General features: G+C 46.7%; 24 protein-coding genes, 1 tRNA gene and 1 pseudogene. 9 read left to right on the top strand and 17 right to left on the bottom strand.

The genetic code is table 11. From position 1 onward, the window contains the following. Nucleotides 1-3 precede the first annotated feature (3 nt). From CHH60_RS09235 to CHH60_RS09245, 3 genes and pseudogenes are all read right to left on the bottom strand, one after another. On the bottom strand, nucleotides 4-465 hold the full coding sequence (locus CHH60_RS09235) for a DUF86 domain-containing protein (RefSeq protein ID WP_095358957.1): 462 nt from the start codon (nucleotides 463-465) through the stop codon (nucleotides 4-6). Nucleotides 466-640: 175 nt separating this feature from the next. Next, nucleotides 641-928 carry a Dabb family protein gene (locus CHH60_RS09240; protein ID WP_095288062.1) on the bottom strand — a complete coding sequence of 96 codons (288 nt, stop codon included), beginning with the start codon at nucleotides 926-928 and terminating at the stop codon, nucleotides 641-643. Between the two features lie 250 nt (nucleotides 929-1,178). Further along, nucleotides 1,179-1,562 (bottom strand): annotated as a pseudogene (locus tag CHH60_RS09245) (phage holin family protein); the annotation flags it as partial. A 447-nt stretch (nucleotides 1,563-2,009) separates the two neighbouring features. Between CHH60_RS09245 and CHH60_RS09250 the strand changes: the two are divergent. Continuing rightward, nucleotides 2,010-2,606: a helix-turn-helix domain-containing protein gene (locus CHH60_RS09250; protein WP_095288064.1), complete on the top strand. Its 597-nt coding sequence runs from the start codon at nucleotides 2,010-2,012 to the stop codon at nucleotides 2,604-2,606. Nucleotides 2,607-2,826: 220 nt separating this feature from the next. Here CHH60_RS09250 and CHH60_RS09255 read toward each other — a convergent pair whose 3' ends face one another. Further along, complete coding sequence (locus CHH60_RS09255) at nucleotides 2,827-3,975, bottom strand: sn-glycerol-1-phosphate dehydrogenase (protein ID WP_095358959.1); 1,149 nt, start codon at nucleotides 3,973-3,975, stop codon at nucleotides 2,827-2,829. A gap of 158 nt (nucleotides 3,976-4,133) precedes the next feature. Here CHH60_RS09255 and CHH60_RS09260 point away from each other — a divergent pair, with 158 nt between their 5' ends. Then, on the top strand, nucleotides 4,134-4,325 hold the full coding sequence (locus CHH60_RS09260; RefSeq protein WP_095358960.1) for a hypothetical protein: 192 nt from the start codon (nucleotides 4,134-4,136) through the stop codon (nucleotides 4,323-4,325). Nucleotides 4,326-4,441: 116 nt separating this feature from the next. Here CHH60_RS09260 and CHH60_RS09265 read toward each other — a convergent pair. After that, a tRNA-Leu gene (locus CHH60_RS09265) sits at nucleotides 4,442-4,526 on the bottom strand. 218 nt (nucleotides 4,527-4,744) lie between these two features. On the opposite strand from CHH60_RS09265, the gene CHH60_RS09270 reads away from it, so the two are divergent. The 3 genes from CHH60_RS09270 (at nucleotide 4,745) to CHH60_RS09280 (ending at nucleotide 7,553) form a co-directional block, all read left to right on the top strand. After that, nucleotides 4,745-5,938, top strand: coding sequence for an adenosylhomocysteinase (locus CHH60_RS09270; RefSeq protein WP_095358961.1), 1,194 nt, complete (start codon nucleotides 4,745-4,747; stop codon nucleotides 5,936-5,938). Between the two features lie 41 nt (nucleotides 5,939-5,979). Continuing rightward, nucleotides 5,980-6,972 (top strand): Gfo/Idh/MocA family protein, encoded by a 993-nt coding sequence (locus tag CHH60_RS09275; RefSeq protein ID WP_095358962.1) that lies wholly within the window; start codon nucleotides 5,980-5,982, stop codon nucleotides 6,970-6,972. Between the two features lie 218 nt (nucleotides 6,973-7,190). Beyond that, a complete protein-coding gene (locus tag CHH60_RS09280; protein ID WP_095288069.1) occupies nucleotides 7,191-7,553 on the top strand; it encodes a winged helix-turn-helix transcriptional regulator in 363 nt (120 codons plus the stop codon). Nucleotides 7,554-7,633: 80 nt separating this feature from the next. On the opposite strand, the gene CHH60_RS09285 is transcribed toward CHH60_RS09280, so the two are convergent. The 5 genes from CHH60_RS09285 to CHH60_RS09305 form a co-directional block, all read right to left on the bottom strand. Further along, the gene (locus CHH60_RS09285; protein WP_095358963.1) at nucleotides 7,634-9,253 is read right to left on the bottom strand and encodes a sensor domain-containing diguanylate cyclase; all 1,620 of its coding nucleotides are present in this window, start codon (nucleotides 9,251-9,253) and stop codon (nucleotides 7,634-7,636) included. 165 nt (nucleotides 9,254-9,418) lie between these two features. Continuing rightward, the gene (locus tag CHH60_RS09290) at nucleotides 9,419-10,162 is read right to left on the bottom strand and encodes a spermidine synthase (protein WP_255247883.1); all 744 of its coding nucleotides are present in this window, start codon (nucleotides 10,160-10,162) and stop codon (nucleotides 9,419-9,421) included. 232 nt (nucleotides 10,163-10,394) lie between these two features. Continuing rightward, nucleotides 10,395-11,297 (bottom strand): LysR family transcriptional regulator, encoded by a 903-nt coding sequence (locus CHH60_RS09295; protein WP_095358965.1) that lies wholly within the window; start codon nucleotides 11,295-11,297, stop codon nucleotides 10,395-10,397. Between the two features lie 57 nt (nucleotides 11,298-11,354). Next, the gene (locus CHH60_RS09300) at nucleotides 11,355-12,092 is read right to left on the bottom strand and encodes an SDR family oxidoreductase (protein WP_095358966.1); all 738 of its coding nucleotides are present in this window, start codon (nucleotides 12,090-12,092) and stop codon (nucleotides 11,355-11,357) included. Nucleotides 12,093-12,111: 19 nt separating this feature from the next. Continuing rightward, a complete protein-coding gene (locus tag CHH60_RS09305; RefSeq protein WP_095358967.1) occupies nucleotides 12,112-12,396 on the bottom strand; it encodes an Atu4866 domain-containing protein in 285 nt (94 codons plus the stop codon). A gap of 160 nt (nucleotides 12,397-12,556) precedes the next feature. On the opposite strand from CHH60_RS09305, the gene CHH60_RS09310 reads away from it, so the two are divergent. Further along, nucleotides 12,557-13,489: an AraC family transcriptional regulator gene (locus tag CHH60_RS09310; protein ID WP_095358968.1), complete on the top strand. Its 933-nt coding sequence runs from the start codon at nucleotides 12,557-12,559 to the stop codon at nucleotides 13,487-13,489. A gap of 74 nt (nucleotides 13,490-13,563) precedes the next feature. Here the strand turns inward: CHH60_RS09310 and CHH60_RS09315 are convergent, their stop codons facing one another. Then, entirely contained in the window at nucleotides 13,564-13,998 is a 435-nt protein-coding gene (locus tag CHH60_RS09315) for a MerR family transcriptional regulator (RefSeq protein WP_095358969.1), read from the bottom strand. A 208-nt stretch (nucleotides 13,999-14,206) separates the two neighbouring features. On the opposite strand from CHH60_RS09315, the gene CHH60_RS09320 reads away from it, so the two are divergent. Beyond that, entirely contained in the window at nucleotides 14,207-15,088 is an 882-nt protein-coding gene (locus CHH60_RS09320) for an SDR family NAD(P)-dependent oxidoreductase (protein ID WP_095358970.1), read from the top strand. A gap of 87 nt (nucleotides 15,089-15,175) precedes the next feature. Here the strand turns inward: CHH60_RS09320 and CHH60_RS09325 are convergent, their stop codons facing one another. Together CHH60_RS09325 and CHH60_RS09330 are read right to left on the bottom strand one after the other, a co-directional pair. Further along, nucleotides 15,176-15,694 (bottom strand): MarR family transcriptional regulator, encoded by a 519-nt coding sequence (locus tag CHH60_RS09325; protein ID WP_095358971.1) that lies wholly within the window; start codon nucleotides 15,692-15,694, stop codon nucleotides 15,176-15,178. Nucleotides 15,695-15,831: 137 nt separating this feature from the next. After that, nucleotides 15,832-16,392: a nitroreductase family protein gene (locus CHH60_RS09330; protein ID WP_095359224.1), complete on the bottom strand. Its 561-nt coding sequence runs from the start codon at nucleotides 16,390-16,392 to the stop codon at nucleotides 15,832-15,834. Nucleotides 16,393-16,682: 290 nt separating this feature from the next. Between CHH60_RS09330 and CHH60_RS09335 the strand changes: the two genes are divergently transcribed. Beyond that, nucleotides 16,683-17,846 (top strand): oxalate decarboxylase family bicupin, encoded by a 1,164-nt coding sequence (locus tag CHH60_RS09335; RefSeq protein ID WP_095358972.1) that lies wholly within the window; start codon nucleotides 16,683-16,685, stop codon nucleotides 17,844-17,846. 78 nt (nucleotides 17,847-17,924) lie between these two features. Further along, nucleotides 17,925-19,064: a zinc-dependent alcohol dehydrogenase gene (locus CHH60_RS09340; RefSeq protein ID WP_095358973.1), complete on the top strand. Its 1,140-nt coding sequence runs from the start codon at nucleotides 17,925-17,927 to the stop codon at nucleotides 19,062-19,064. 116 nt (nucleotides 19,065-19,180) lie between these two features. Here the strand turns inward: CHH60_RS09340 and CHH60_RS09345 are convergent, their stop codons facing one another. The 4 genes from CHH60_RS09345 to CHH60_RS09360 form a co-directional block, all read right to left on the bottom strand. Further along, entirely contained in the window at nucleotides 19,181-19,966 is a 786-nt protein-coding gene (locus tag CHH60_RS09345; RefSeq protein WP_095358974.1) for a class I SAM-dependent methyltransferase, read from the bottom strand. Nucleotides 19,967-20,128: 162 nt separating this feature from the next. Further along, complete coding sequence (locus tag CHH60_RS09350) at nucleotides 20,129-22,096, bottom strand: PTS fructose transporter subunit IIABC (RefSeq protein WP_095358975.1); 1,968 nt, start codon at nucleotides 22,094-22,096, stop codon at nucleotides 20,129-20,131. An 86-nt stretch (nucleotides 22,097-22,182) separates the two neighbouring features. Continuing rightward, nucleotides 22,183-23,094 (bottom strand): 1-phosphofructokinase, encoded by a 912-nt coding sequence (gene pfkB, locus CHH60_RS09355; protein WP_095358976.1) that lies wholly within the window; start codon nucleotides 23,092-23,094, stop codon nucleotides 22,183-22,185. Nucleotides 23,095-23,096: 2 nt separating this feature from the next. Further along, entirely contained in the window at nucleotides 23,097-23,843 is a 747-nt protein-coding gene (locus tag CHH60_RS09360) for a DeoR/GlpR family DNA-binding transcription regulator (RefSeq protein WP_095358977.1), read from the bottom strand. Nucleotides 23,844-23,877 lie beyond the last annotated feature (34 nt).

The following is a 23,877-nucleotide window of genomic DNA, read 5'->3' on the forward strand; positions in this document are numbered from 1 at the left end:
CCCTCATTCCTTACTCTGTCCCTCGGTCTGACCTTGCTGAAATGGACCAAGTTCTTTTTCCACATAGATACTAACCTGCTCAGCAAACTGTTCCAGAATAGATGGTACCTCTACAGTTAACGGGTGCAACACTCCCCGCTCCCAGCTGAAGTAATCCTGTACCAGCGGCTTGCGCAGCGACACGAGACGCTTCAGCACCTCATAAGTCGAAACGTCAAATACCTTCTCTTCGTGATTGATTTGAATGATGTCATCATAACTGCTGGCATCCCGCATAATGAAACCATCAATAAGATAGCTTCCCACATCTGTTACAATCTCAATAGCCAGATGAAGACAGCGCTCCTGGACCAGACCAAGCATAAGACTGCCATCCCAAGCCTGCGCTGCCCGGCGGAGCCCTTCGGCTACTTCCGGCACGGCAGCAAGTCTGCGGGCAATCTGTTCTCTGTTTACGTAATACAATGCAGTCACTTCCCGTTCAGTGAATTATCGATTCCGTTTTCCTCTTCGCTTAAGCCAGAAAAGCATCACCGGACAAGCGATCAAAAACACGATAAAAATATATAAAAATTCCATAACGTCTCTTAAATCGCTCATGCCCAGTCTCCTTTAACAACTGCAGAATGAAATGATTAAATTAGATCTCGTAATCCACTGCGACAGACTGTTCTCTGACCTCGTTCATGTACTTGATGACTTCCTGATGAAGCGGGTGGACCTGGTAGGCCTGCAGATCTTCCAGTGATGCAAATTCAGCTGTCAATGAGATGTCGAAAGATCTGTCAGAGCGAAGCACATCCACGCCAACTTCCAATGAGATCAGGACATCAATTTTGCCTTGCAAGTTGCGAAGAACGTTTGCAGCAGCCTCAATGGTTTCTGGAGAACGATCTTTCATTTTGAAAAGAACAATATGTTTAATCATTGAACAAGCACCCCGTTTGCATATATTAGTGGAAATGAATGAATTTTCGTGTAACCAAAATATATCATAACGTTAGTTATTGCGAAAGGATACTTGTAAACGTTCTCTAAACGATTAAAGAATGCTATGCTGAACTGTTCTTTTTTGTATTATCATCTTCCTGAGCTGGAGATGTCTCTTCTGAAGGGGGTTTCGAATCAGCTTCAGGTGCTTTTACTTGCGGTTTGGACCACTCCCGATCCGAAAGGTCTTCCTGTTTCTTCAGCACGGCAATGGCTTGTCTGAGCTTATCAGGCAGCGGAAGACCAATCCTGGCATAGTTTTCTGTAATGGAAATTAACTCGTTAACCAAGTAGAAGTAGATGGCTCCTCCCTTGATAATGTCTGTTCCCATAAGCAGATCAATACGGTGAGCAAGAAGGATAACGGTCAGCATTAGCCCCTTGCGGGCAAGTCCCCAGAACCCGATGTTGCTATTTAAACCTGTTCCCGACCTCACCGCTGCAGCGAGACCTGTAACATAATCCACAGCCATCGCAATGACAAGCAGACTCAGCAGTTCATCCCAAACGCCAAAAGCAAACGTTACGAACGCTCCGGAAATTGCAGCAAAGGTATTTACGGCTGGACTCACGTTTTCACCCCTCTCTCTGAATTGATCATTATACAAAATATGTAAGAGTTAGAGATTTTGACAGACCAATCGCCTGGTTCAACTTGCGGATTTTATTTTCGGATTTGTGCACATCATTCCGGGATAAGAATTAGTACCGCCCCAATTTTTTGGTGGATTTTAGGTAATAATCCGCATCATATCAACTAAAATCAGAGAAAAGTATAAAAGTCCTATAAATAGTATTTAAGACCTATTTTATTGGTTTTCATGTTCTCTTTGATCCCTGAAATTTAGTGAAACATTGTAATCTAGGAATATACTAGGAAATGAATTGCACATACCCTAGTCCATAATTCCCTCCTTTAACATTCTCACAGGATTGAGCCCAATCCAAACCAGTGCACCTGGCACTTGAAAGTACCCCGGTTCTTATTGTAGTATTTGGTTAAAAAAATCGGAGGAAATATGCCTAATCAACCAGAACAACATTCCATCCAGGCGTGGTCTCTGATCAACCGTAAATACTTGGGAAAAGGCGTCCGTGTTAAACGATTCCGTAAACCGACACGCTGTCAAATCCGAAACCGCGTTCTTCTAGCCGTGCTGATGGCCAATGATATCAAGTTGTCCCAGCTTGCCGAAGATCTATCCATCTCATCACGCAGCGTGAGCGCGTGGGTGTATGAGGGGCGGATACCCGGCAGTACCAATTTGGACAAAGCGTGCCAATTGCTAGGCTACCCGCGTCACATCCTCTTCAATGAAGAAGTTGTACGCAAAAGCCCGGTCATTTGTCAGCCCGAGCCTTCCCGTTTCATGAAGCGTACGGTGACCCGATCTCCGGTTAGCAACCGTATTCTGACAGGCTTGTGTATGGTCCATGATTTGTCGGTGACAGATGTCAGCCACTGGATCGGGGTTCATCCCGGCACTTTCCGCAAATGGCTGCATCAGGGAACGCTGCCTTCTGCCGCGTTTCAGGAACAAGCGGAACAATTTTTCCGCATCCCGAAAACCATCTTGTTCGCAGATGTCATCCTGAAAGACCGTCGCAACAACTAAATAAGCGAACAGACAAAAGGCTCTGTTCTTCCCACACGGGAAGACAGAGCCTTTTTAAATGAAACATACCTCTGGATACACCTGTGACGTGCATCCTCTTCAATTTGCTCCAGCAACTTGTTCGAACTTATGATAAAAAATGTATGATTTGTACGTACAAATCAGAGTAAAACACAGATCCATTCCGATAATTTTATCCAATGTACAAGTTGGTTTTATTTTAAACTACATTCAGAGATTCATTAATATATTTGAGTCCGGTATATCGCTCTCTAAGTGTATGTGCCGTTGCAAATGCATGTTCCACCATATCCGGTGTAACCCCAAGCTGATCTGTTGTGGTCGGACCCCCAACCTGCTCAAGCCATGCCGTAAGCTGTGAAGCATCAGGTAAAGTAGCATACACATCAAAAACAGGTTCTCGGGACAGACTCGCAAGTTCCTTGTATCGCTCTGTAAGAAGCACGCAAGCTACGCCGACTTTGGCCCCATGCAGAACAGGTTTCCGGCCCGCTACCATCAATTCCATCTCCCAACGATGAGAAATGTGATGCTCACCGCCGGATGCCGGACGGGAATGATCAATAATTAGCATGGAGGCACCGGAAATGATTAGCGCATCCATCAATGCGGTTATACCCTCAGCTCTTCCTTCGGCGATGGCTTGCACATTTTCGATGCAGGCCTTCAGCGCTTCTTCCGTCATCCGATAAGCAACCGGACAGAATGGCTCCCCGCCCAGATCACGCGACACAATCCAATCTGCCAGAGACGTATATTTGCCTAACATATCACCGAATCCCGCGGCCGTCATTGCTTGGGGAGCCTGCTGGGTAATGTCAATATCCGCAAAGATGGCTTCGGGCGGAACAGCCTGAAACGTCTGCTTGATGCCGCTTACAATGAGCGGCGCTCCCGCTGAAGTGAACCCATCAACCGATGCCGCTGTTGGGACAGACAGAAATGGCTTGTTCATTTTGGCACACACAAATCGCACCAGATCATGTATGGTCCCCGATCCCACTGCGATGATGGCCTGAGTCATTTGTTTTACACCAAGCAGTACCTGCACAATCGCAGCCTCATCGGCAATGATATCCCCCGCACTGTTCTCCGGCATCTGGAATTCATCTGCTACGAGCCCCGCATCCTGTAGGCTTTTTACCACCTCATATCCCGCAGCCGGACCTGTCTGGCCATCATATACCACAGTAACCTGGTTATAGCCCTGTTCCAACAGGTACCCCGGTAATCTACGAATTGCACCATGTTCCAAAAAGACCTGCATTTGCACCAGCCGATGATCATGTCCACAGGTACACTGCTGCGCTTCCGCATTCCAAGCTGCAATGCGTTCGTTCATATTCATGTGTTCGTAACCTCCCGTTTCTAAGTTCATGCATATTTGCACTGGAAAAGCCAAACAATGAGTATAGGAAAAATTTCAATGATTTTCCTGTTCACACTTTACTTCTTGTACCCGCATTTTGCAAATGTTTTGACAAACTATTTGAAGCAGGTGATCCAATGCAGCTCGGCAAAGATACAGGCCTATCTCTCGGTTTTCTTGCAGGAACGACCCTGGGCAGCGGGATTGCATTCTTGTTCCAATTTCAGGCGTATGAAGTGGTCGGCAGCGTTTCCTTTTTCGGCATCATTGGTGCCTTGTCCGGATTATGGACAGCGATTTTCTTACGCCAGCGCCAGCGTCAACACTAACAACTAAACCAAGAGGACACATTACCAAAGCCTGTTTCAGAACATTTCAATTCGTAGAAAAATAAAAAAAGGTTCGAGAGATTGCAAAAGCAATCTTCGAACCTTTTTCTCTTGGATGCGGTCGAGAGGACTCGAACCTCCACGGGGGGTTAGCCCACACGGACCTGAACCGTGCGCGTCTGCCAATTCCGCCACGACCGCATAATATGTATCTTCTCATCGTTGATGAAAAGCACCCGGTTAATCCATTTCTCGTTTCACCGTAATTAAGAGTATACAGGCTCTGGAAGAAGAATGCAATACTTTTTTTATGATCTGAAATTGATAGGACATATGTCCTTTTATAGAAATTCAAAACCTCCTATCCTAAGCATCAGCAACTGTCCTCAAGGACAGACAACCCATGGATAGAGAGGAATATGAGCAAACCTATGAACATGACACCTGAAATTATTGAAGAAGGAAGACGACATATTCATTGGACAGAAATGCATATGCCCCTCCTCGCTGCACTAAAATCCCGATTTACCAAAGAACGCCCCTTTGCTGGCCTTACTATTGGAATCTGTATTCACGTAGAGCCTAAGACGGCCGTTCTATGCCGAACCCTACAGGCTGGTGGAGCCAACGTTGTACTAACAGGAAGCCCAGGCACAACCAAGGATGCCGTTGCTGCTGCACTTATCGCCGAAGGCATTCCCGTGTATGGACAACGTTCAGATGAACGCCATCAGCATATTCACAATATTCATCGCGTGCTTGAACACCAGCCGCACCTTCTCATGGATAATGGTGCCGATCTTGCTCGCACTCTCATTCAGCACTATGACCGTAGTGCACTCATTGGCGGAACAGAAGAAACCACGACAGGAGCCAATCTGCTGCGTGAGGAAACAGGGGCGGAAGTGACCTTCCCGATTATTGTCATTAATGATAGTCCCCTCAAGCGCATCATGGAAAATGAACATGGCGTGGGTCAGACCATTATTGAAGGATTCATGCGCACCACGAATCTGATTCTGCCTACAAGACGCTTCGTTATCGTAGGATATGGTTCCTGTGGACGCGGGATTGCCCGATATCTGCGTAATCTAGGCAGCCAGGTTATTGTGGTTGAGACCGATCCTATCGCTGGACTCGAAGCTGCTTTGGATGGATTTCGCGTAGCGAAACTGGAAGAAACGTTCGCTTTTGCCCAGGTTTACATCACGGTTACAGGTCGCCCCAATGCCATCTCAATGGAACATTTCAATCAGATGAACGATGGTACGATTCTTGCCAACGCTGGACATTTCTCCTGGGAATTGGACCTGGACGGACTTCGGCAGGAAGCTGCAGATACCGAACGTCTTACAACAGATATCGAACAATTCACCCTTGCGAATGGCCGACGGCTCATGCTGCTTACCCAAGGTGAGATGCTTAATCTTGCAGGTGGAAGCGGAAATCCTGCCGAGACGATGGATCTGGGCTTGTCCCTCCAAGCTGCTTCCTTGCTCTATCTTGTTCAGCAGCGTCAGCATCTGGTGAACGGACCACAGCCTGTTCCTCATATCGTCAATTCAGAGATTGCAAGCCAGATGCTGTACCACTTGAGCGAGAATCCTGTTTAGATTGACAAAAATAGTTCGATCAACAATGAAGGAGAATGGTTATGACTCAAACGAATCTTTGTTTTATCGGTGCCGGATTTCATGCAACGACCAATATCTACCCTTCTGCTGTAGAAGCAGGGGCTACCATCCAGGCCATCTCCACTCGCAGTATCGAACGCTCTCAAGCCGCCTTGCTGCGATACGGCAGCACAGGGTCAGCATATGATAACGCAGCTCTCATGCTGCAAAACGAAGACTGCAGCAACGTTGTTGTAGTAGCTCAACCTCAGGATCAAACATCTCTCGCCTTGGAATGCATCAAGGCAGGCAAGAATGTCTATGTTGACAAACCCCTTGGCTGGACTGCCAGAGAAGCTGCAGAAATTGCAGATGCAGCCGAAAAGGCTGGCGTTGTACTAATGGTAGGATTTATGAAACGCTATGCGCCTATATATATGAAATTAAAGGAACTGATTGATGGTGGTTCAATGGGTAGAACGCGTTCGTTTCAGATAAAATTTGCGGTTGACAGTACTCCATTTTGCAAGAATGAAGAACAGTTTATGAAGCTCGCTGCCATTCACATGGTCGACCTGATGCGTTTCCTCTTCGGCGAAGTACAGCACGTGACGGGTACCACATTCAAGGATGGGGAACATATTAATCAGAGCATCTCTCTAAAATTTGATAATGGTATTGTGGGCAGTGCCTACTTTGCAGGCATGAGTGCATGGTCACGTGAAAGCGAAAGCGTACTGGTTACATTCGATCACGGTTTTGCGTCAGCAGATGAAATGGATACACTTACCGTCCATCACTCTCGCACCTCGGACAGCCTTCCCTGGAAGGCTCTTGAAGAGCAGGATACGGTCTATACTCCTTCCAGCTCTCCCATGTCAGGCGCATACCGCGATCTCTACCTTCGTGGATTTGTAGGCGAGATGGCGCATTTTATGTCATGCTGCCACAATAATTCGCTTCCGCTTTCAAGCGGCAAGGATAATGTCGGAACGATGGCCCTGTGTGATACCATCTTGTCTTCACTGGTCTAACAACTAAATGTTACTGTATACCCTCAATCTTACATCAACCCGTTGTTTCGTATAACGAAACCGGGTTCTTTACTATACATTGCACCTTTTCATTAATCCGATATCCAGGGTTTATAATCCGAATCAGACATGGTATGCTTTGAAGAGAATATACACACATTTTGGGTACGTAGTACTTAAATTGATACTATACACATAGCTGACGGAGGTGCAGATAGATGAAAAAAATCTCAACCGAGACATGCCCCAAACCTTATGGCTGCGCCGTAGAAGTTACACTTAGCGTTATTGGAGGCAAATGGAAAGGTGCCATTCTGTATCACTTGTTTTCGGGTTCCTTGCGATTCAATGAACTCCGAAAGTTATTTCCCGACATTACGCAGCGAATGCTCACCTTGCAATTAAGAGAATTGGAGAGCAGCGGGATTGTACACCGGGAAATCTATCCTCAAGTGCCACCCAAAGTGGAATACTCACTTACGCCATTTGGGGAAACGCTCCGTCCGATCATATTCAGCATGCGGGACTGGGGAGAAACCTATACGAATGAAGTTGTCCAAGCCAAATCACAGGAAGTATAGTGAACGCAAAAAAAGCTGATTCCTTCTCATAAGGGATCAGCTTTTTTATAGTTATTTCATAGGCGATCTTCCCGGCCAGTTTATAACCTTTCTACGGTCTGAATGGTCACGGTACGATTGCGCCCTTCTTCCTTCGCCTGGTACAGAGCTGTGTCCGCGAGATGGAACAGCTCCGTCGCTGAAGATGAATGCAGCGGATATTCGGCAATCCCTGCCGAGATCGTCACGGAGCGATCGATCGGCATGATACTTTCCTCAACCGATACACGGATAAATTCGGCAATCTGATAGGCGGTTTCAGCTCCGGTATGGCGGAGCAGCACGACAAACTCCTCCCCTCCGAAACGGGAACTCACATCCTGCGGCCGAACGGCCAACCTGATCAGACCTGCAATATGCTTCAGAACCTCGTCTCCAGCATGATGCCCGTAAGTATCGTTAATGGATTTGAAGCGGTCGATATCCAGAACAATAATCGAGAATGGCGTCTGTTCATCAATCCATTGCTGAATGACTTCTTCAAATGTCCTGCGATTCGTCATGCCTGTCAGCACATCCGTTCTGGCATCATAGGTAAGCTGATCCGTTTGCTTGCGAAAATTCACCAATGCACCCAAAACCGTGCGGGTTAACAAATCGGCCTCCCTGTTCCAATGCGGTTTCATCGTTGGCAGGTCCACTTTGCCCTGATCCACCTGATTAACCAGATCGGCCAAATAGACAAACGGACTCGCCAATTTCCGCGCTACCCGAATGACAATCAGGGTCAGGATAAGAAACGGTACCGAAGTATACAGCAATAACATGCGAATATGCTCATTCAACTGATCGTACACGGTCTGGGTTGGAGATACGACCACGACCCCCCAATCGGTAGCAGGCACCTTCTGATACCCGGCAAGCGAATCTATGCCAGCCAGATTTTTGTACTGCTCCTTACCGGTTTGATCATCCAGAAGCTTTTGTACAATTTCATTTTTACTGATGTCCTCACCAATTCTTTTGGTATCTGGATGAAATAGAAGCGTACCCTTGGAATCGACAATAAAAAAATAAGAACCATTGCTTGTCCTCAGCTGACTTCCAAAAGAGAGGTTCAGGATATTATTTTCCTGCAGATAAATGTTACCGCCAATGGTCCCCTTAAATTGTCCAGCTGCATCGAAGATCGGTTCACTGACAAAAACATTTCTGCGCTTCGTCCTTGGGGTCTGATAGGCTTCGGAAATATAGGGCGCCTTAAGCTCCATCGCTTTTTTGGCTGCATCAGATGAAACCTGCACCCCGGCGGATAAACCCGAATATGGCGATATGCTGCGTACTATACCCTGATCGTCCACAAGGGCTACAGAGTTAAAATAATTGCTGCTGCGTTGGATTAATTCCAGCGTCGAATCCAACTTTTCCGTATCTGAATAGTCCATCTGCGGAAAATAGTCTGCAGCATATTTCAAGCTGCTCTGCATGGACTGAAATAGCGAATCCAGTGTCTGACTCATTTGAGCTGCGCTTGAATAATTAAGAGACAAGGTATTATCAATGAGAGACTGCTTCTGCGTTGTGTAAGACGAAATAAACATGATAGTTAAGGTCATCAGCACCGAAATGGTGACCAGCCCACTGAGCAATGCGGGAAGGCTGATTTTTTTATAGGTTCTCGCTTTTCTTCGCCATCTGGATGCTTTGTTCTTTGCGATCATTAGTGCTTTCCCCCGGATTTTCATGAAAAGGCATATTCTCACTATTCTATACGAAAGTTGTTATGAATGTATTAATTTTGTATGAATATTTTACAGTTTCTTCAATTAAAATTGACAACTCCATGACAAACCTCATAAATCAGGCGTCTGTCTTTTTCTCCAGGATCAAAGCTCGTCCTCGATGATGTATCCTTCCCCAGGCTCCTGCTCCACAAACCCAGCCATATAGCGCGATTGGAACTCAATAGGAGCATCGCTGCCCACCAGAATTCGATTCTGTATCTCATCCTGCGTTTCCGTAGGTAGAGCAAATGAACGTGTGTAATCAAACTGGTCAGCCATCGTTGCATATATCGCGTTTACAAGTCTGTCATTGCCCGCACGCCCGAATACATTCAACAGTATGCTTCCACCAGAACGCAGCTTGCTTTGAGCCATCGTAAAGAAAGATCTGGAGGTAAACTGCTTCGGTGTTCCTTCTGCGGTAAATGCATCGATAATAATATAATCATATGTCCCAGGCAGTTCCTGCTGCAGCAGCTTCCGGCCATCTCCCACCATGACTGCACTGCCCTCATATCCAAATAGCGTCTTGCTTAATTCAACCACTTCCTCGTCCAGCTCGGCGATCTTCACCTGGCGGTTTGACAGATAAGTCGAGAGCGTACCAATTCCGTGCCCTACAACAAAAACCTTTTCGTATTCAGGCGTATTGCGCTCCATTAGATGAACCATTGCCCTTGGGTATTCAAGCAGCATTCGTGAAGGCTCATCGAGGTCCATGGCTCCCTGAACAGCCTCGTTCGAAAACTCCAAAACCCGGAAATGCCCCTTTTCCCCATAAAGCCTGGATGTATCATATACGGTTAACGCATGCTGCTCACTTATATTCCGATATAAAACTCTCACGAGCTGTACTCCTCTCAAGTTCCATCCATTTCATGCAAATAAACTATTTTTCATTATAACAATTCTCTATCGCCGTACTCCATAAAAATGAGAAAAAAACCGTTCACGGTTACCCGGAAACGGTTTTGAATGGCTTGAGATAAGTTCACAAATTTTAATAGTGACCAAACCCCAATACGGGATTGGAATAAGTGTGCACATTTTTTAGAAAAATACCAACTTGTCCGTACAGTCAGGGCCCTATGGCCTCATGCAAAGCTTTGACATATTCCACACCCAGATTGGAAAGAGAGGTGCTTTTGTGGCTGATCCAGCCCACATTGATCGATTCCTCGCACTCCAGCGGAACAGGAATGATCTCATTTCCGTTCAAATCAGCGCTGAGTACACCTGTTGAAATCGTATACCCATTCAGACCAATCAGCAGGTTAAACAACGTTGCCCGGTCATTGACCTGGATGCTCTTGGGATGGGATAACGTACTCAGAATCTCTTCGGAAAAATGAAAAGAGTTGTACTCCCCTTGGTCAAACGACAGGTAAGGATAGTCCTTCAGCTGCTCAATCGCCACGGATGCTTGCTTAGCCAGAGGATTCTTCACGCTGATGAAGATGTGCGGTTTGGCTATAAAGAGGCTTGTGAATACCAGACCGGCATCCTTTAACAATTTGTTAATCACCTTGGCATTGAACTCGTTCAAATACAGAATCCCAATTTCACTTCGCAGGCTCTTTACATCCTGGATAATTTCATATGTCTTTGTTTCCCGCAGTGCGAGCTCATATTCATCTTGACCATACTGCTGTACCAGACGTACAAAGGCATTCACGGCAAACGCATAATGCTGGGTGGATACCGAGAAATGCTGTGGAGAAGGCTTGGCATTCAAATAACGATTCTCCAGCAATTCTGCCTGCTCCACGACCTGCCGGGCATAACTCAGAAATTCCACGCCTTCTTTGGACAGCGAGATTCCCTTGTTTGTACGTTCAAAAATGGTAATGCGCATCTCTTGTTCCAAATCGCGAATCGCGTTCGAAAGGCTCGGCTGAGAAATAAATAGCCGTTTGGCCGCTTCATTCATGGAGCCGCGCGTGGCAACTTCAATCACATATTTTAATTGTTGCAGAGTCAACGTGTTATTCCTCTTTTCGTATAGTTGGTTCTATTATATACCAAAAGAGTATTCGCCTTAAACGAGACTTGCTGTTGGTCTGACGACAATTTCATTGACATCCACTTCAGCAGGTTGGCTAATTGCATACAAGATGCTCTGTGCAATGGCCGATGCTGGGATGGACACTCGCCGATAATCCTTCATGAACTCACGCGCTCCGACATCCGTGATCGTCTCGGCAAGCTCCGATTCGGTTACCCCTGGAGAAACAAGCGTTACCCGAATATCTCCACCCACTTCCAGACGTAAACCCTCCGTGATCGCACGGACTGCGTATTTGGTTGCACAATAGACAGATGCTGTCGGTGTTACGGCATAGGCACCTATGGAAGCGATGTTGATAAATTGGCCAGCACCCTGCTTTCTCATAACAGGTAACCCAGCGGCAATCCCGTGTAAAACTCCACGAATATTGACATCAATCATTCGATTCCATTCATCCACTTTTAAGGCTTCAAGAGGAGACAAAGGCATCAAACCCGCATTGTTGATAACGACATCCAGACGACCGTAGCGGGTAAGCGCAAGATCCACAATGCTCTGCATTTCTTCCAGCCGGGTGACATCGAGTGCCTGAACCTCCACGGATCCACCCTCAGAACGGATGGAAGATGCGAGTGCATGCAAACGTTCGACGCGTCTAGCCCCAATAACCACGTGAGCCCCTTGCTGTGCCAGCAATCGAGCCGTCGCTTCTCCAATTCCGCTGCTAGCACCTGTAATGACAACGACTTTTCCTTTTACATTAAACATATGAAATCCACTCCCTTTATTATTGGTTATTGATGTTTGTTTCTCTGTACAAAACCATGCCTGCGTGATATAAGATACCTTCTACAAAGTCTCCATCCGCTGTAAAACCCGTATCATCCACATATTCAATATGATTTCCTTCCACGACATAACGTCCTTGATATGCACTTTCCCTTTGACCTCTGGCTTCATCATATCGACCATTCGAGAGCAGTTCATGCCGGATATAACCATCCTTTGTCACCCACATGCCAACATAAGGGTGTCCATGTTCCTCTCTGTTATCTGATGGATTGTATTCCATTTCCCAACCTCCTTGCTGTTTTTCAAAAGCTTCAATTGCTTATCCTTATTATGGAGGAGATCATCTTACACCAGATAGAAGATTCCCCCAACAATCTTGCCTATTCCTCCAGAACATTCTAGAATAAAATAAACCGATTCGATTAAAGGAGGATGAAACCATGGTTTCATCACTACATATGGATAACGATGTCACTCGTCAGATGCAGGAAATGGCTCATCTTATCGGGCGTTTTGCCCTAAATGACGGAATTCATGCTACGGCTATCCCTTCGCTTTCTTTGATTCGTGCTTCGGAAATATCGCAACCCATCTATTCTGTTCATCAACCTGCTCTCTGCATTGTCGCTCAAGGATCCAAGTTAGTTGTACTCGGACGAGAGAGTTACACCTACGACCGCACACAATATTTAGTCGCTTCAGTAAACTTGCCTATTTCAGGACAAGTTGTTCAGGCTACTGCAGAGAAGCCGTATCTATGTGTGCGACTTGATTTTGACTCTAACCAGATTTTTGATCTGATACAGAGTCCAGCTACGATGCCATCCAAACCGGACAACTCCACCCAGCGTGGGTTATTTGTCAGTTCTATCAAGGTCCCGCTTCTTGAAGCCATCATCCGACTGGTTCGATTGCTCGACACACCTGAAGATATTCCTATACTCGCTCCCATGTTTATCCGTGAAATCTTATATCGAATTATTCAGGATGAACATGGACACTCGATCAAACAATTTGCCGTTCAAAACAGCCACGCCCAGCACATCGCCAAGGTGATCGAAGTCATCCAATCCGAATATGACAAACCGCTGCGCGTGGACCAGCTTGCCGCCATGGTTAATATGAGTTCATCCTCACTTCACTACCATTTCAAAGCCATCACCGCCATGAGCCCTATTCAATTTCAAAAACAAATCCGGCTGCAGGAAGCCAGAAGTATGCTCATCGCTGGTTCAACTGATGCCGCCGATGCTGCATTTCAGGTTGGATACGAGAGCCCTTCCCAATTCAGCAGGGAATATGCACGAATGTATGGCCTTCCACCAAAAAGTGATATCCAACGTCTTCGTCATACACTTCAAATGGAGTACTAATCGCAAACAAAAAGAACCCGCGTCGTCCAGACGTGGGTTCTCGGCTTTAATGAATGTTATTGGGATGGTGCCCATCAGGAGAATATGTTCTTTTTTTCAAAAACCGACATCTGATTCTCTCCAGTTATAGGACATTCATCAGGAAACAAGCTCTGCTTGTTCAGCTTCTCATCGATAAAATCAACGACCTGCTGCAGCGAGGCTATCTGCGCTTCTATTTTCATTCGATGGCTCACCAGCATCTCACGCTCTTCCGGGAATTCGTCCAGATTCGAATCCATCGACATGTGCAGGTAAGGCTTCATATCCTCCAGAGACATACCTGTCTTCTTCAGACAAGAAATGAGTTTCATGGTTCGAATATCCTCTTGGCGGTATACACGGTGCCTGTTCGCCTTCCGATCTGCCCGCGGCAGAAGCTGAATCTTCTCATAATATCGAATGGTATCTTCCGATAACCCTGCCTTCTCCGCTGTTTCCTTAATGGAATATAGTGCCTCATTACTCATCCGTCTCAGCCTCCCTCATCCTCATACCTACCTTCATCTTACAACTTGGAGTCAGCTCCAAGTCAAGCCAAATTCAGCCCTACAACCAATCAACATGAACGTTCAAAATTCATTCGATCCAACCGCTTGACTTGGAGTCGACTCCAAATTATAGAATGAGCGCAGCATACAGATTCGTTCTGTAATTCCCAACATACTGGAGGTAACTATGAATAAACCAAACAAACTACACACCGCGCTGATAACGGGCTCAACCTCAGGAATTGGCCTCGAACTGACCCGCTCGTTATTGGCCGAAGGATGGCAGGTCATCGGCCTCAACCGTTCCCCTTTTCCGGCAGAGCACGGCGATATTCAACGTGCATTACGTTCAGGGCAGCTTCATTGGGTTCAGGCTAACCTGACCAACTACGAAAGTCTGAAAATCGCGCTCGATCAGATTAAACTCCAATTGGATACGATTGATGTCCTGTTTAATAACGCAGGGGGCAGTGCGGCAGAGCTTCGTTATTCTGACCAAGGGCATGAAATGCACTTTGAACTTCAAACCATCGTTCCTTATATCATTTATATGGAGTTATATGATCTTATACGCAGGAGCACCTTCAAGACCGTTGTTAATACTTCAACGAGTGCATTCAGTATGGTCCGACAGTTCAACCTGGACATTCTGGAACGTCCAACGGAATTCAAGAAGCTGTTTGGTCCATATGCCACCTCGAAGCTTGGCCTCTCCTTATGGACACGCGAGGCGGCTGAGGCGGCGAAGTCCGATGGCATTCGTCTTCTGAGCGTAGATCCTGGAGGCAACAATACTTTACGCGGCAGCAAAAAATCCGGTTTGCCCTTTTACATCAAGCCTGTCATGAAACTGTTCTTCCCTCCTCCAAGTCACGGTGCTTCGTTACTCTATAGAGCTGCATTCTCACAGACCAATCACGAATCAGGTACGTTCCTGATTAAAAATAAACCGACTGAACTTCGTTTCAAAGAGCAAGGTCCCTTCATTTTGAAGCGGGTACATGAAATTTATGAGCAAGAGTTTCTATGTTCAATCCCTGCAGGAAGTGGAAATCAAAAAAGCGAGTAACAACTGGAAAGACTGTATTTTGGCAAATAACAATTCTCCCCGTGTCACCACGGGGTTCTTTCTATTCCAGTTTTGTTCCCTGTCAAATCACTCTTCCTCCAGGCCGTCCATTAAACTTCGAGTGTCCAACTGCTCATAGAAACGTGTCAGATCCAGCACAAATCTTTTTAAAAACTCAAGCTCCATTTTGTTATATTCGCCCAGAAAACGGAGGAATTGATTTTCAATCTTTTCGTGCAGATCGGCATGAACATGAAACAGCTTTTTGCCTGGTGATGTTAGCCGGAAATAAATCTCTTTTTTGTTGTCATTTAACTGTGTTTTTCGAAGCCATCCTTGCTTCAGCAGTTTATGGGCCACTTTGGAGGTGTTCCCCTTGCTGAGCTCCATACGTTCAGCTATGGAAGTCAGATTAATGGGTTCGTGTTCCCCAATACACGCAATCACATGCACATCCGTCATGTTCATAGCTGCGTCTGATGACAGAGTGTTGCGAATAATATTCATGAAAAATAGATTTTCCTGATCATCCTTTTGTTCTTTTTGATGCAAAAGCTTAATAAACAATCCATAAATGTAACGCAGATCCGTCTGTTCCTGATCCATAGTTTCCCCAACCTTTTCTAGTCTCGGTCTATTATGCAAGCTAGGCTTGAATAACATGTATTATACACCGAAGTTTGTTTCAATAGAAACAATATAATCAAAATTAATTTGATATATAGTAAATTCCTGTTCCGGGACTACAGCAGGGTAAGCTTTTGCTCAGCTGAAGTGCGCGACTTGGGTTTCGGTGTTTTGTCGAAGTATCCCATATGCAGCACACCGACTATTCGCTCATCAGACTTCACGCTCAAACCCTCGCAAAAAATGGGAGAATGAATGTATTCCATCGTGGACCAAATCATACCTAGGCCCTGTTCCCAGGCAAGTAGTTGAAAATTCTGAATAACGCAGCTTACAGCCGCATAGTCTTCCTCCTGCTTATGGTGATCCTTTTCATTCTTCATTACCACAATAAGGTGCGCAGGCATGCGGCTGATCTTATTTTTCAGCGCCTGCTGCAGTTTGCCGGGCATCAACTTCATCAATTTCATGTTTTGCACCGATTCCAGCATCAGACTGGCCACATGTTCTTTTGCTTCTGCACGCTCAGCGAGAATAAAACGCCATGGTTCTCGCATGCCATGATTAGGTGCCCAGACCGCATCATTAAGCAGTTCAACAATTAAGTCCGTGGACACCGGTTGTGTATTAAAGCTGCGGATACTTCGTCGAGAACGAATCGTATCGGCTATTGTCATATGAACTTCCTCATTTCCGAATAAGTATGTATACCGCTTGTATATATTTTGTTTCGTACGAAACAATATCAGGGTACTATGAAATGCGACCAACGTCAATCCATATGTTTCAAACCACAAACGAGCACATGCCAGAAGCGTCCTCCTTCATGTCTCAAGAGTCTATTGCACAGTCAAGCCATGGATCCCGTCTATCCCCCTGTCTTTCATAATATCCAGGCCCTGGTTCATACATGTATGAATGACGACCAGGTCTGCATCGGCATGATCTAAACTGGAGGGATAAACGAATGACAAAAGGATCACAAACTAATGGTAAACCAACCATTGTTCCACAACCAATCCGAAGAGATGGGGCAGGCGGGCCTGATTTGGGTCCACGTGATGTCATGAGAGACCTTGAAAATCCGGATATGCTGGTTCCACCTGCAACGGATGCAGGGCTGCTCCCCAATCTGAAAATGTCCTTTTCCGATACACATATGCAGTTAAACCATGGCGGATGGTCACGCGAGATTACAGTACGCGATCTGCCCATTGCCACGACTCTGGCTGGGGTCAACATGAGTTTGACTCCAGGCGGTGTACGGGAACTCCACTGGCACCAGCAATCCGAGTGGGCTTATATGATCTGGGGAACGGCAAGAATCACATCCGTGGATCAGGTGGGCCGGAATTTTATCGCTGATGTCGGACCAGGAGATCTGTGGTTCTTTCCCAAAGGTCTGCCCCATTCCATTCAAGGACTCGAAGAGGGCTGTGAATTTCTGCTTGTTTTTGATGACGGTTCCTTCTCCGATCTCAATACGTTATCCATTTCAGACTGGTTCGCGCACACCCCTGCAGAGGTATTGTCTGTCAATTTCGGAGTACCCGAATCTGCATTTCAGTCCAGGCCGACAGATCAGGTTTATATTTTTCAGGATCAGGTTCCAGGTTCACTCGCGAGTCAGGAGATTCCTTCCCCCTATGGTACAGTCCCCTTTTCATTCAAACACCGCTTGCTGGCTCAGGAGCCGCTTATAACGCCGGGAGGAAGTGTACGCATCGTGGATTCCACCAACTTCCCTATCTCTACAACCGTTGCTGCTGCGCTGGTCGAGATTAAGCCTGGTGGCATGCGTGAATTACACTGGCATCCGAATGCGGATGAATGGCAGTATTATCTCACGGGACAAGGAAGAATGACGGTGTTCGGCGGCAATGGTACGGCACGCACATTCAATTACAGAGCCGGAGATGTAGGGTATGTTCCTGTGGCCATGGGACACTATGTTCAAAACACGGGCAGCGATACCTTATGGTTTTTGGAGATCTTCCGAAGTGACCGTTTCGAAGATATCTCATTGAACCAATGGATGGCACTTACACCTCGTGAGCTTGTCCGCGACAATCTGAACGCGCCAACGGAGCTGCTGGATGCCCTGCGCAAAGTAAAATGGCCTGTCGTTTAATTTCATATGTACCTCTATCAAATGGTCTCAAACGGGGTAATTCTCAGAGAACTACTATACGATAGGAGGAATATGATGATGAGAGCCGTTACTTTTCAAGGGACCAAGGATATTCAGGTAAAGCAGGTTGAAGATCCAAGACTGCAACAAAAGGATGACATTATCGTTCGTATTACTTCTACTGCCATATGTGGATCAGATCTTCATATTTATCAGGGAGCATTACCCGCTGAAAAGGATTATGTCATCGGTCATGAACCGATGGGGATCGTGGAGGAAGTCGGTCCTGAAGTGACACGCGTAAAAAAGGGGGACCGTGTGGTCCTGCCTTTTAACATTTCTTGTGGCGAATGCTTCTATTGCAATCACGACATGGAAAGCCAATGTGACAATTCCAACGGTAATCCGGATATTCACACCGGTGGTTATTTCGGATTTACGGAACGGTATGGCAATCACCCTGGTGGTCAGGCGGAATTCCTGCGTGTGCCTTACGGAAATTTCATGCCGTTTGTGATTCCGGAATCCTGTGAACTGGAAGACGAAGCCTTGCTGTTTCTATCCGATGTTCTTCCTACCGCCTACTGGAGTGTCGAAAATGCCGGTGTTAAACCTGGAGATACGGTAACCGTACTGGGCAGTGGGCCCATTGGCCTGATGACCCAGAAGTTCGCCTGGATGAAAGGCGCGAAGCGGGTTATCGCTGTTGACCGCCTTCCGTATCGCCTTGACAAAGCTAAGCGCATGAATGATGTGGAAACCTTCAATTTTGAAAATTATGATGATATGGGCGCACATATCCGCGAGATCACGGGTGGCGGTACCGACGTGGTCATCGACTGTGTGGGCATGGACGGCAAAAAATCCACGTTGGAGGAAATCGGACAGAAGCTGAAACTACACGGTGGTGCGCTGAGTGCCATTGAAATTGGTATGAAAGCCGTACGCAAATTCGGTACATTCCAACTTACAGGTGTGTACGGTTCGTCCTACAACATGTTCCCACTGGGCAGTATGTTTGAACGCAACATCAATCTTAAAATGGGACAGGCTCCTGTCATCCACTATATGCCGGAATTGTTCCGCAAGATTACAGCAGGTGAATTCGATCCGACCGAGATTGTCTCCCATCGCATTGCGCTGGAAAATGCCAGTGAGGCGTATCGGATCTTCAACGATCATGAAGACGAATGTACCAAAGTTGTGCTGAAACCTTAATGTAGGAGAATGGCACAGTAATAAGGCAGATGCCCTTGTACAGGTCATCTGCCTTTTGTGTTGTTATTCATAGGCCAGACTGGATGAAAATGGGTACCCTTGTTGCATCTCTTGAACTATCTCGCTTTTGAAGCCTGAATAAGTACACTCTCTCCCCCGAAGCTTGACAGCTTATTCGGTACTGCCTCTTCGAACCGGAAGAACTTTTTAATGACCGAAGGTGCACATAGCATGCTTGCTTCAAGTTCCCGTCCATCTGCTTCCGGCAGTCCGGCACGCTTGCACCAATCTTCAAAGAGGAAGGTTTTCTCGAAGGAAACCATCGCTTCCACGCGATATTCCGCCACTTCCATCATTCGAATCCACTCCGACTTGCGCCATGCACGAACATGACTGGGATCGCGACGCTTCTCTACTTCATTGTAGAATTGATCATATTCATCACGCTCCGGTGCCACGTTGTCTATCAGCAGCAGTCTTCCGCCTGGTTTCGTTACCCGGAACGCCTCCGTTAGAAAAGAAAAAACATCGGGAAAATGGTGCGCAGCGATCCGGCAGGTGACGATATCGAAGACATCATCTTCGAAGGGTAAATGCTCAGCATCTCCCGGTACAAAATTCACGTTCTGATGACCGCTCTCCCTAATAAAGCGTTCAGCCACCTGGAGCATCTGCTCTGTCAAATCCAAAGCTGTTACCTGCTTAACAAGAGGGGCCAGCGCACACGCAACATGCCCTCCTCCCGTTGCTATATCAAGTACATGCATATCAGGACTTGCCCCAGATGAAGCCACCAGCACATCAAGATCCTTGCCCTTGGCATGCAGGGGACTGGTCACATACTTCTCGGCATTTTTGCCGAATTGCTGCTGCACTTGTCCTTTCATTCCGTCATGAGTCATACTGCTTCCTCCTTGCCTAATGTTCCGATAGATGAAACATCGTTTCAAAAGTTAAATTATTGTAACTATTTTAGCACAGATCAGGGCCAAGCGAAAATAAAAAGCATTCCCTGAATGAAGCCACTCAGGAAATGCCTTGGTATTGTTACATTAGAACACTGCTTATTTTACAACCGTTGGTGACTTTTTCCACAATCCCAATATCAGACCCGAGATTACTGCACCAATCGCAACGGCGAGCAGGAACAGCAGAGCATGGTTAGCCAGTGCTGCTACGAAAATCCCTCCGTGCGGAGCCGGTACGTTAATGCTCCAGAGCTGTGTCAGTCCGCCTGCAACGGCCGAACCAATAATACAGGATGTCAGTACACGCAGCGGATCTGCCGCAGCGAATGGAATGGCACCTTCCGTAATGAAGGATAATCCGAGTACATAGTTCGTTAAGCCGGATTTGCGTTCTTGTTCCGTGAATTTGGACTTAAAGAACGTGGAAGCCAGAGCGATGGCCAGAGGTGGCACCATCCCGCCTGCCATTACGGCGGCCATCCAGGCACCGTCCGTGTTGCCGCTTGATGTGAATACACCAATGGCAAATGTATAAGCTGCTTTGTTGAACGGTCCACCCATATCAATGGACATCATACCGCCAAGAAGCAATCCAAGCAATACCGCATTTCCTGTTCCGAGATTTCCAAGTGCATCTACAAGCCATGTGTTAAGCGAGCCAAAGATCGGATCGAAGACATAGTAACTGATTGCACCAACAATGAGCAGTCCGAGTACAGGATACAGCAGAATGGGTTTCAGACCGTCAATGGCTTTAGGTAAGCCTCTGAGCAGCTTACGCAAACCGATAACAACATAACCAGCAAGGAAACCGGCTGCAAGTCCGCCAAGGAAACCGGCATTGGAGTTCACGGCCATCAATCCACCAACCATACCCGGCATCAGGGCTGGACGGTCACCAATACTCATTGCGATAAATCCGGCCAGTACCGGAATGAGGAAGTGGAATGCACCCGTTCCGCCGCCGATCGTCTGCAGCAGCTGGAAGAGAGGATTATCCTCGCCCGCAAGCTGTTCGATCAGGAACGAAATAGCAAGGAGGATTCCTCCACCCACGACAAACGGAAGCATGTGTGAGATCCCGTTCATCAGATCCTTGTAGATCTTGCTACCTACGCTCATTTTGTTCGCACTCGCTCCGTCTTCCTTCACATTGCTGCCGCCTTCGCTGCGATAGATCGGAGCATCTCCATTCACCGCTTTGCGAATCAGCTCTTCAGACTTACGAATTCCGTCGCTTACCGGTCTTTGCAGTACCGGCTTGCCGTCAAATCGGGCCATCTCCACATTTTTATCTGCCGCGACGATAACCCCTTTGGCACGAGCAATCTCATCTGCGGTCAAAACGTTCTGGGCTCCCTCGGAACCATTGGTTTCTACACGGATATTAATGCCCATTTCCTGAGCTTTCTTCTTGAGTGCATCCTCAGCCATGAAGGTATGTGCAATTCCCGTTGGACATGCTGTAACAGCTACGACGAAATCTTCGGAATTCTCATTACCTACAATGATGCCAGGAGTTTGCTGCGGTGCAGAACCCGCTTCGCTTGCGGCTTTTGCAGCCTTTTCGGCTTTCGCTTTTTCCTTGGCAGCTTCTTTCTCCGCTGCTTCCTCCTGCTTCGCATCAAATAATGCACTTACTTCTGCAGGCGTATTCGTACTCATCAGCTGAGCAATGAAATCGCTATCAATCAGCAACCTGGAAAGAGCCGCGAGTGTGCGAAGATGGGTATTACCTGCACCTTCAGGAGCAGCAATCATGAAAAAGATATGAGCCGGCTCGTCATCAAGCGCTGCAAAATCCAATCCATTTTTGCTTTTTGCAAATACTACGGTTGGTTCATTCACTGCAGATGTCTTCGCATGGGGCATGGCAATACCGCCGCCAATTCCTGTGCTGGATTCTGCTTCCCTTTTATAGATCATTTCCTTAAACAGAACTGGATCATTAATGCGTCCACTTTTGTTCAGACTTGCAATGAGTTCATCAATTGCTTCATCTTTGGTTGTGGCTTGCAGGTCCATGATCATCGTTTCCTGGATCATCAGGTCTGTTATTCTCATCTGTTACACTCCCCTTGAGTTCAGTCGGCCTGCGCTTGTCAGGCCGAATTTATAAATTACAATTGGCTTGGCTTTGAAATGTCGATCTACAATTTGGTGATGGTAACCTCGCCTCGAAGCTCTTCAATGAATTCGCGTGTAGCAAGATCATCCGAGAAAGCCGTTGCACTACCGGAAGCGACTCCCGTACGGAAGGCTTCAAGGATGTCACCATTTAATACATAAGTGCCTACGAATCCTCCGATCATGGAATCTCCAGCCCCAACCGAATTTTTCACCATTCCTTTTGGCACACTTGCGTGGTACACATCTGATCCCGTAATCAACAGGGCTCCATCTCCGGCCATGGAGATTAATACTTGCTTGGCCCCTGCTTCCAGAAGCTTGCGACCGTACAAGACCAGCTCTTCCCGAGTTTCAATATTAACCCCGAAAAGTTCAGCGAGCTCGTGATGATTCGGCTTCACCAGCAATGGCTTATGCACCAGTGCTTCCATTAATGCCGGTCCAGTGGTATCAATGACAAACTCTGCACCCGTCTGCTTGCAGACCTGAATGAGACGATCATAAAAATCAGTTCCCAGGGATGGCGGAATGCTTCCCGATAGAACGACGATATCTCCCGTTTGCAGCGAGGATAGTTTCTGCAGCAGTTGTGCTGCTTCTTCTTCACAAATGGCTGGGCCAAGACCGTTAATCTCTGTCTCGTCTCCATGCTTCAACTTGATATTGATCCGCGTATCATCCGCAATCATAACAAAATCAGTCTGTATCTGATCTTCCTGCAACTTGTCATTAATGAAACGACCTGTGAATCCACCAAGGAATCCAATCGCCGTGTTACCTGCTCCCAGCTGATTCAGCACACGTGATACATTGATGCCTTTACCACCTGGAAGCTTCAAATCCCGATTCATGCGATTCAATCCGCCGAGCTTCAGGTCATCCACTTCCACGATGTAATCAATGGAAGGATTAAGTGTTATCGTATATATCATTGTTATCCCTCAATTATTTTAGTTTTCTGCTCTATTACGGCTCGCCAGTGATCTGGCATCTGCTCGGTAATCAGATCTGCCTCCTCCAGCTCAAACAACTTGGCAAACGTAATTTCACCGATCTTGCTGGAATCTGCCAGCACGTAAGATTTCCCGGACAATTGATGCGCCCTTCTCTTAATCAAGGCTTCCTCCGGGTCCGGAGTCGTATACCCCATCTCGGGATCCACACCGTTGGTTCCAAGAAAACATTTATCAAAACGAAAGTTGTCCATATTTTGTAATGCAATACTTCCGATGACGGCTTTGGTATGGATTTTCATCATGCCACCAAGCAAATAACTTCGAATCCGCTTGCTAACGAGTGCTTCCACATGGGATAGACCGTTGGTCACCACGGTTACGTCCTTGGCTTCAATATAGGGAATCATGGCCAGCGTCGTCGTACCTGCATCCAGATAGATACAATCGCCATTTTCGATCTCCAGTGCAGCCAAACGAGCAATCGACACTTTTTGTTGAATGTTTTTGGATGTTTTCTCTTCCATGCCTGGCTCGAGCGTCTTTTCATTCATCAGTGCTGCCCCGCCATGGATGCGTTTCAGCATCTGACGGCTCTCCAAGTCAATTAAATCGCGTCTTATCGTTGATTCGGAAGCACCAAGCACGTCGACAAGTTCCTGTAATTTAACTATCCCTTGTTGATGTAAGCGCTCTATAATTGCAGCATATCGTTCTTCAGTCAGCATCTTCATTCCTCCAACTGCTTCTATAGTAACATAA

Source organism: Paenibacillus sp. 7523-1 (genome assembly GCF_002276415.1).
GTDB classification, from domain to species: Bacteria; Bacillota; Bacilli; order Paenibacillales; family Paenibacillaceae; genus Paenibacillus; species Paenibacillus illinoisensis_A.

What these genes read in the sequence shown, in the direction of transcription:
- CHH60_RS09240 (WP_095288062.1), bottom strand. Translation starts at nt 928, where the DNA reads ATGATTAAACATATTGTTCTTTTCAAAATGAAAGATCGTTCTCCAGAA.
- CHH60_RS09250 (WP_095288064.1), top strand. Translation starts at nt 2,010, where the DNA reads ATGCCTAATCAACCAGAACAACATTCCATCCAGGCGTGGTCTCTGATC.
- CHH60_RS09255 (WP_095358959.1), bottom strand. Translation starts at nt 3,975, where the DNA reads ATGAATATGAACGAACGCATTGCAGCTTGGAATGCGGAAGCGCAGCAG.
- CHH60_RS09260 (WP_095358960.1), top strand. Translation starts at nt 4,134, where the DNA reads ATGCAGCTCGGCAAAGATACAGGCCTATCTCTCGGTTTTCTTGCAGGA.
- CHH60_RS09270 (WP_095358961.1), top strand. Translation starts at nt 4,745, where the DNA reads ATGAGCAAACCTATGAACATGACACCTGAAATTATTGAAGAAGGAAGA.
- CHH60_RS09275 (WP_095358962.1), top strand. Translation starts at nt 5,980, where the DNA reads ATGACTCAAACGAATCTTTGTTTTATCGGTGCCGGATTTCATGCAACG.
- CHH60_RS09280 (WP_095288069.1), top strand. Translation starts at nt 7,191, where the DNA reads ATGAAAAAAATCTCAACCGAGACATGCCCCAAACCTTATGGCTGCGCC.
- CHH60_RS09285 (WP_095358963.1), bottom strand. Translation starts at nt 9,253, where the DNA reads ATGATCGCAAAGAACAAAGCATCCAGATGGCGAAGAAAAGCGAGAACC.
- CHH60_RS09300 (WP_095358966.1), bottom strand. Translation starts at nt 12,092, where the DNA reads ATGTTTAATGTAAAAGGAAAAGTCGTTGTCATTACAGGTGCTAGCAGC.
- CHH60_RS09305 (WP_095358967.1), bottom strand. Translation starts at nt 12,396, where the DNA reads ATGGAATACAATCCATCAGATAACAGAGAGGAACATGGACACCCTTAT.
- CHH60_RS09310 (WP_095358968.1), top strand. Translation starts at nt 12,557, where the DNA reads ATGGTTTCATCACTACATATGGATAACGATGTCACTCGTCAGATGCAG.
- CHH60_RS09315 (WP_095358969.1), bottom strand. Translation starts at nt 13,998, where the DNA reads ATGAGTAATGAGGCACTATATTCCATTAAGGAAACAGCGGAGAAGGCA.
- CHH60_RS09320 (WP_095358970.1), top strand. Translation starts at nt 14,207, where the DNA reads ATGAATAAACCAAACAAACTACACACCGCGCTGATAACGGGCTCAACC.
- CHH60_RS09325 (WP_095358971.1), bottom strand. Translation starts at nt 15,694, where the DNA reads ATGGATCAGGAACAGACGGATCTGCGTTACATTTATGGATTGTTTATT.
- CHH60_RS09330 (WP_095359224.1), bottom strand. Translation starts at nt 16,392, where the DNA reads ATGACAATAGCCGATACGATTCGTTCTCGACGAAGTATCCGCAGCTTT.
- CHH60_RS09335 (WP_095358972.1), top strand. Translation starts at nt 16,683, where the DNA reads ATGACAAAAGGATCACAAACTAATGGTAAACCAACCATTGTTCCACAA.
- CHH60_RS09340 (WP_095358973.1), top strand. Translation starts at nt 17,925, where the DNA reads ATGAGAGCCGTTACTTTTCAAGGGACCAAGGATATTCAGGTAAAGCAG.
- CHH60_RS09345 (WP_095358974.1), bottom strand. Translation starts at nt 19,966, where the DNA reads ATGACTCATGACGGAATGAAAGGACAAGTGCAGCAGCAATTCGGCAAA.
- CHH60_RS09350 (WP_095358975.1), bottom strand. Translation starts at nt 22,096, where the DNA reads ATGAGAATAACAGACCTGATGATCCAGGAAACGATGATCATGGACCTG.
- pfkB (WP_095358976.1), bottom strand. Translation starts at nt 23,094, where the DNA reads ATGATATATACGATAACACTTAATCCTTCCATTGATTACATCGTGGAA.
- CHH60_RS09360 (WP_095358977.1), bottom strand. Translation starts at nt 23,843, where the DNA reads ATGCTGACTGAAGAACGATATGCTGCAATTATAGAGCGCTTACATCAA.